We start from the raw sequence: 6,104 nt of genomic DNA on the forward strand, positions 1-6,104 counted from the left end.
CCTACGGCGCCTCGCGGGCCAGCGCGAGAGCTTCGAGCAGCGTCTGGTGATCGCCGATATGGTTGGCCAGTAGCAGGATCAGCCGGGCGTTGGCGGCCTGGCTGGCGGCGTCGTCGAGGTCGCGATGCATGTCGATCAGCGCCTCGTAGAAATCGTCGGGGCGCGCGAGGTTCGGCGCGGTGTTGAGGGGCATCGGCGGGTCTCCTGATTGTCGCGACGGGCGGCAAGTCACGCCATCGCCATCGGCTTGGGAGCCGGGGCCACCGCTGGCCGGCCCTGCCCCGCCTGACCGATGGCCCGGTCCAGCGCAGCGCCGACGCGCGCCGCATCCACCGTCCGCCAGCGCGCGCAGACGTGCTGGTCCGGGCGGATCAGGTAGCAGGTACCCGCGCGGGCGTCGTAGCGGCGGGCGGCCAGCCCTTCCACGTCACGGACCACGGTGGCGCCGGGCCACGGATCGGCGGAGGCGGCGATGGCCGCGTCGGTCACGAAGACCAGCCGCAGCGGCGCCGCGCCCTGCTGCAAGGCTTGCAGCGCGCGGCGGGTCGCGGCATCGAGCCCGGCCGGCGCGCCGAAGATCAGCGCCACGAACTGGTCGCCCAGCCGGGGCAGCAGCCACGGTTCACCGCTCATGCTGCATACCGGAGCATCGGCGCAGGCCGCGCCCGGCACCATCGCCCCGGCGAAGGCCTCGCCGTCGCCATCGGCCGTATTGAGCGGCGATGCGTGCAGTACCGCCGGCACCGAGAGCCGCCCGCTGTTCACCAGTTGCCGGGCAAACCCATGGTCCCGCGCCAGCGTGAGTACGGCGTCGCGGAAGGTGCGGCTGACGGCGCTCTTGGGGGTGATGAAATCAGTCGAACGCGTGGAATGGCGGATGTTCTCGTCGGCGGCGAACTCGCGCTCGCTGGCGTAGGAGTCCAGCAGGCTGTCCGGCGCGCGGCCCGCCAGCACATAGGCGAGTTTCCAGGCGAGGTTCTCGGCATCCTGCACGCCGCTGTTGGCGCCGCGCGCGCCGAACGGCGAGACGCCATGCGCCGCATCGCCCGCGAACAGCACCCGGCCATGGCGGAAGCGGTCCATGCGCACGCAGGAGAAGGTGTAGACGCTGACCCACTCCAGCTCGAACTTCGCATCCGGGCCGAGCAGCGCCCGCACGCGCGGGATCACGCGCTCGGGCGTTTTCTCCAGCACCGGGTCGGCATCCCAGCCGAGCTGGAAGTCGATGCGCCAGACGTTGTCCGGTTGCCGGTGCAGCAGCACCGACTGGTTCGGATGAAACGGCGGATCGAACCAGAACCAGCGCTCGGGCGGAAACGCGGCCTCCATCTTCACATCGGCAATCAGGAAGCGGTCGCGGAAGGTATGGCCGTGGCTCTCCAGCCCCATCAGCTTGCGCAGGCCGCTGCGCGAGCCGTCGGCAGCCACTACGTAGCGGCCGCACAGCGTGTAGCCGCCGTCGGGCGTCTCCACGGTCAGCGCCACGTGGTCATCGCGCGACTCCAGGTTCACCGCGCGGCTTTTCCAGCGGATGTCGATCAGGGGCAGCGCGCGCGCCAGATCGAGCAGATAGCCCTCGACGTAATACTGCTGGAGGTTGATGAAGGCCGGGCGCTGGTGGCCGGACTCGGGCAGGAGGTCGAACGCGTAGACCAGGCTGTCGCGCAGGAAGACCTTGCCGAGGTGCCAGCGCACGCCCTTCTCGACCATGCGCCCGGCGCAGCCGAGGCGGTCGAAGATATCCAGCGTGCGCTTGGCGAAGCAGATGGCGCGGGAGCCGGTGGAGAGCGTGCAGTCCTCGTCGATCAGCACCACCGGCACGCCATGCCGGGCGAGGTCGATGGCGGTGGCCAGCCCGACCGGGCCGGCCCCGACTACCACCACAGGATGCGGCGCGCCGGCGGCATGGCCCGGGCGCTGCTCCGCGCACGGGGTGTAGGCGTACTGCTGGCGCTGGTAATCCGGGTCGATGGCGTCCGTGGCCATGGCTCAGTCCTGCAGCGCGGCCCACATCTCCTGGTCGCGCTGGGCGGTCCAGATGCGCGGATGGGTGATGCCGGCGGCTTCGTCGAACGCGCGCGAGACATCGAACGGCAGGCAGTGCTCGTAGATGAACACCTGGCCGAACTTCGGGTCCATGGACTTGCGCGTGTGCGCCATGGCGGCCTTCAGGTCCATACGGTCCGCCACGGCCTCCTTGCCGGCCTGCAGCAGCGTGGTGACGAAGTCCTTGGTGTAGGCGATGCCCTTGGCCACATCGGCGGGCGTGGTCAGCGCGGGGCCGCGGCCCGGCACCAGCTTCTGCGGCTGCAGCGCGGCCAGCGCGTCGAGCGTAGCCGGCCATTGGGCGAGCTGGGCGTCGCCGCAGTAACAGGCCGCGTCGTACTCGACCAGATCGCCCGAAAACAGCACCTTCTGCTGCGGCAGCCAGACCACGGTGTCGCCCTTGGTGTGGCCGGCGCCCAGATGGGCAATGCGCACCTCCAGCTTGCCGAGGAACAGCGTGATCTCCTTGTCGAAGACCAGCGTCGGCCAGGTCAGGCCCGGCACGGTCTCCACGCCGGCGAACAGGCGCGGAAAGCGCTCGATCTCGGACTTCATGTCGGCCTCGCCGCGCTCCACGATCATCTCGTAGGTGCCCCGGCTGGCGATGACCTGCTGCGCCCCTTCGGCGAAGTACGCGGACGCGCCCAGCACGCGCACCGCGTGATAGTGCGAGAGCACCACGTACTTGATCGGCTTGTCGGTGATCTGGCGGATGCGGGCGATCAGGTCCTGCGCCATCGCCGGGGTGGCGGTGGTGTCGACGATCAGCACGCCGTCGTCACCGATGATCACGCCCGAGTTGGGGTCGCCCTCGGCCGTGTAGGCGTAGGCGTTCTCGGACAACTGGGTGAAGGTGATCTGCTTGGCTTCCAGGTCGGCCTGGGATGCGAATGCTTTTGCCATGTCGGTCTCGATACGGGGGATAGGCCAAGCTTAGGAAGCCGACCAATCTTAGTCAATGGCAAATCGAATTGTCATTTGCTAAATCACCCGCCAGACCGCATGCCGCTGTGGCGGCGTCCGGGAAACTCCCTACCCGCCGTTACTCCCCTCCCCGGCCAGCGCCGGCAGCGTCTCCTGGCTGGCCGCCATCACGAAGTCGATGAACCGGCGCACCCGCGCGGGCACGTGGGTGCGGTGCGGGTAATACATATAGAGGCCGACGTTGTTGCTGCGGTAGGCGGGCAGGATCGACACCAGCCGACCGGCCGCCAGATCGGCCTGCACCATGTAGGCCTGTAGCTGCCCGATGCCGATGCCGGCGCGCACCGCCTCGATCTCGGTCTCCACATCGCTGAAGGTGGCCACGGCCGGCACCTCCAGGTAGACGAGATCGCCATCGACCATCAGCTCCCACGGCAGCAGCCGGCCCGTGACCGCCCGGCGGAAGCCGGTGCAGGCGTGGCTGCGCAGGGCGTCGAGCGAGTCCGGCGTGCCATGGCGAGCCAGGTATTCGGGGGCGGCGCAGATCAGCAGCGGCAGGTCGCACAGCTTGCGGGCGACGAGGTTCTGGCCGGGGCTGGTGCCGGCGCGGAAGCCGATGTCGATCTTCGCCTCGACCAGATCGGTGAACAGGTCAGTGAGCACCACATCGAAGGTGATGCCCGGGTATTCCTCCCGGAAGGCCCGGATCAGCGGCACCAGCACGCGGGCGCCCACCGAGTGCGGCGCGGTCACGCGGACCATGCCGTCGTCCTCGCTGCGGCTGCTGCGCACCTGCTCGAGCGCCTCGTCAAGCTGGCGCATGCCCGGCTCGGCCAGCTCGAACAGCCGGGCGCCCTCGGTGGTCAGGCTCAGCTTGCGCGTGGTGCGATGGAACAGCCGCACGCCGAGGTATTCCTCGAGCGTGCGCACTGCCTTGCTGACCGCCTGCGGCGTGACCTCGGCCTCCACGGCCGCCCGCGCGAAGCTCTTGGCGCGCACCACGCCCAGGAACAGCGTCAACACCCTGGCCTTGTCCATGCGTTGCCAACCTCTGGTTGTCAATGAAGCAGGCATGGTACGCCGGGCGGCATGATCTGCGGATGGTTTCCCGGAGGGATTCCATTACTATCTGGGCTTCCCCAGCATGGACCCCGGGCAGACGCCGCATGGCCCCACCCATCGACAGCATCGACAGCATCGACAGTACCGATAGCGCCGACAGCACCGAGCGCACGCAGCGCGGCATCCAGAGCGTGGAGGTGGGCGGCCGCGTGCTGCGGGCGCTGGCCGACGCGCGCCGGCCGATGTCGCTGGCCGACCTCGCCGCCGCCGCCCAACTGGCGCCGGCGCAGGCGCACACCTATCTGGTCAGCCTGACGCGGCTCGGGCTGATCAAGCGCGACCATATCGACGGTTACTACGAGCCCGGCCCGCTGGCGCTGCGGCTCGGCATGCTCCACCTCGACCACGATCCGGCCTATCGCGCCGCCGTGCCGCGCGTGCAGGCGCTGGCCGCGCGCATCGGCTTCAGCGTGGCGATCAGCCTGCCTACGCCACAGGGGCCGACCATCGTCCATTACGCCCACGCCGGCACGCCGCTGCATGTGAACCTGCACGTCGGCACGGTCATGGCGCTCGCCGCCACGGCCACCGGCCGCACCTACTGCGCGTTCCAGCCGCCCGGGCACTGGCAGGACATCTGGGCGCGGCAGCATCCGCAGGGCGCCGACCTGCCCGCCTTCCTGCATCAGCTAGAGGACATCCGCGCGCGCGGCATGGAGCGCAGCATCGACTCGCCCAGCCCCGCCGTGAGCAGCCTCGCCGTGCCGTTGCGGGATGGCGATGGCGCGCTACGGCTGGTGCTGACGGTGATCGGCTCCACGGGCGGCATCGACGTGGACTGGACCGGCCCGGTGGCCGCCGCCCTGCGCGACGCCGCGGAGGACATCGCCTCCGCCATCGCCGTCAACATCGACAAGGCGCCCGCATGAACGACGACACGCTCCCCGGCGGCGCCAAGCCGCAGCGCGGCATCCAGTCGCTCGACAACACGGGGCAGCTGCTGATGGCACTGGTCGCGGCCGGACGGCCCCTGCCGCTGGGCGAACTGGCGCGCGCGGCCGGCATGGTGCCGGCCAAGGCGTTTCCGCATCTGGTCAGCCTGCAGAAGATCGGGCTGCTGTCGCGCAATGCATCGGGGGATTTCGTGGCCGGGGCGTTGAGCCTGGATTTGGGGCTGGTGGCGCTGCAGCGGCTGTCGCCCACCCGGGAGGCCGAGCCGGAGATCATCGCCCTGGCCCATGCCACCGGGTTGTCTGTGGCGATGGCGGTGCTTGGCCCGCTGGGGCCCACCGTGATCCGGCTGGAGGAAGCGGCGCGACCCCAGCATGTGAGCCTGCGGGTTGGCACGGTGTTGTCGATGGTCAACACGGCGATCGGGCGGACCTTCGCCGCCCATCTGCCGGCCGATGTACTGGCCGGCGCGCTGGCGCAGGACGCCATCCGCATGGCCGGCACCCCGGGCGGGACGCCGGCGGGTTATGCCAACCGGCTGAAGGCAGTGAAAGCGACAGGGATCGACAACGCCGTCAGCAAGCCGGTGCCCGGCATCGACACGCTGGCCGCGCCGGTCTTCGACCATACCGGGGCGCTGGCCATCGTCATTGCGGTGATGGGCAGCAGCGGCAGCTTCGACAGCGCCACGGACAGCGACACCGCCGCACTGGTCCGCCAGGCCGCGCAGCGGCTGTCCTGGCGGTTCGGGGCGCCCGGGATGGGGCCGACGATCAGCGCTCGATGACCGGCGCATGCACCGGGGCGATCGACGCGTGCGGCGTCTGCGTGCGCTGCGCAGCCTTGTGGACCATCGTGTAGGCGTAGTCGATGCCCATGCCGTAGGCGCCCGAGTGTTGCTTGGCCAGGCCGGTCACGGCGTCGTAGGTTTCCTTGTTCTTCCAGTCGCGCTGCCATTCCAGCAGCACCTGCTGCCACGTCACCGGCACCACACCGGCCTGGATCATGCGCTGCATGGCGTAGTCGTGCGCTTCCTTGGTCGTGCCGCCCGAGGCGTCGGCCACCATGTAGATCTCGTAGTCACCTTCCAGCATCGCGCTCAGGGCGAAGGTCGTGTTGCA

7 protein-coding genes are annotated in these 6,104 nt (G+C 69.8%); 2 read left to right on the forward strand and 5 right to left on the reverse strand.

Annotated features, from left to right (window positions below; genetic code table 11):
- Nucleotide 1: 1 nt before the first annotated feature.
- The 4 genes from AC1DP9_RS16135 to AC1DP9_RS16150 all read right to left on the reverse strand — a co-directional run bounded on the left by AC1DP9_RS16135 (nt 2) and on the right by AC1DP9_RS16150 (nt 4,008).
- Nucleotides 2-193 (reverse strand): DUF2783 domain-containing protein, encoded by a 192-nt coding sequence (locus AC1DP9_RS16135; protein WP_092291752.1) that lies wholly within the window; start codon nt 191-193, stop codon nt 2-4.
- A 35-nt stretch (nt 194-228) separates the two neighbouring features.
- A complete protein-coding gene (locus tag AC1DP9_RS16140) occupies nt 229-1,986 on the reverse strand; it encodes an FAD-dependent oxidoreductase (protein ID WP_477107878.1) in 1,758 nt (585 codons plus the stop codon).
- Between the two features lie 3 nt (nt 1,987-1,989).
- Nucleotides 1,990-2,949: an MBL fold metallo-hydrolase gene (locus tag AC1DP9_RS16145; protein ID WP_092291749.1), complete on the reverse strand. Its 960-nt coding sequence runs from the start codon at nt 2,947-2,949 to the stop codon at nt 1,990-1,992.
- A gap of 129 nt (nt 2,950-3,078) precedes the next feature.
- The gene (locus AC1DP9_RS16150) at nt 3,079-4,008 is read right to left on the reverse strand and encodes a LysR family transcriptional regulator (RefSeq protein WP_477107879.1); all 930 of its coding nucleotides are present in this window, start codon (nt 4,006-4,008) and stop codon (nt 3,079-3,081) included.
- A 128-nt stretch (nt 4,009-4,136) separates the two neighbouring features.
- Between AC1DP9_RS16150 and AC1DP9_RS16155 the strand changes: the two genes are divergently transcribed.
- Nucleotides 4,137-4,961, forward strand: a complete 825-nt coding sequence (locus AC1DP9_RS16155) for an IclR family transcriptional regulator (RefSeq protein WP_477107880.1) — start codon at nt 4,137-4,139, stop codon at nt 4,959-4,961.
- Nucleotides 4,958-5,770: an IclR family transcriptional regulator gene (locus AC1DP9_RS16160; protein ID WP_477107881.1), complete on the forward strand. Its 813-nt coding sequence runs from the start codon at nt 4,958-4,960 to the stop codon at nt 5,768-5,770. The genes AC1DP9_RS16155 and AC1DP9_RS16160 overlap by 4 nt, the downstream gene beginning before the upstream one ends.
- Here AC1DP9_RS16160 and AC1DP9_RS16165 read toward each other — a convergent pair.
- A partial coding sequence (locus tag AC1DP9_RS16165; protein ID WP_477107882.1) for an isochorismatase family protein occupies nt 5,757-6,104 on the reverse strand: 348 nt, incomplete at its 5' end. The genes AC1DP9_RS16160 and AC1DP9_RS16165 overlap by 14 nt on opposite strands.

This window comes from Cupriavidus sp. 01L43 (assembly GCF_056399925.1).

Bases quoted from the DNA above. Each gene is read 5' to 3' on its own strand.
- AC1DP9_RS16150 (WP_477107879.1), bottom strand. From the start codon at position 4,008: ATGGACAAGGCCAGGGTGTTGACGCTGTTCCTGGGCGTGGTGCGCGCC.
- AC1DP9_RS16155 (WP_477107880.1), top strand. From the start codon at position 4,137: ATGGCCCCACCCATCGACAGCATCGACAGCATCGACAGTACCGATAGC.
- AC1DP9_RS16145 (WP_092291749.1), bottom strand. From the start codon at position 2,949: ATGGCAAAAGCATTCGCATCCCAGGCCGACCTGGAAGCCAAGCAGATC.
- AC1DP9_RS16140 (WP_477107878.1), bottom strand. From the start codon at position 1,986: ATGGCCACGGACGCCATCGACCCGGATTACCAGCGCCAGCAGTACGCC.
- AC1DP9_RS16135 (WP_092291752.1), bottom strand. From the start codon at position 193: ATGCCCCTCAACACCGCGCCGAACCTCGCGCGCCCCGACGATTTCTAC.
- AC1DP9_RS16160 (WP_477107881.1), top strand. From the start codon at position 4,958: ATGAACGACGACACGCTCCCCGGCGGCGCCAAGCCGCAGCGCGGCATC.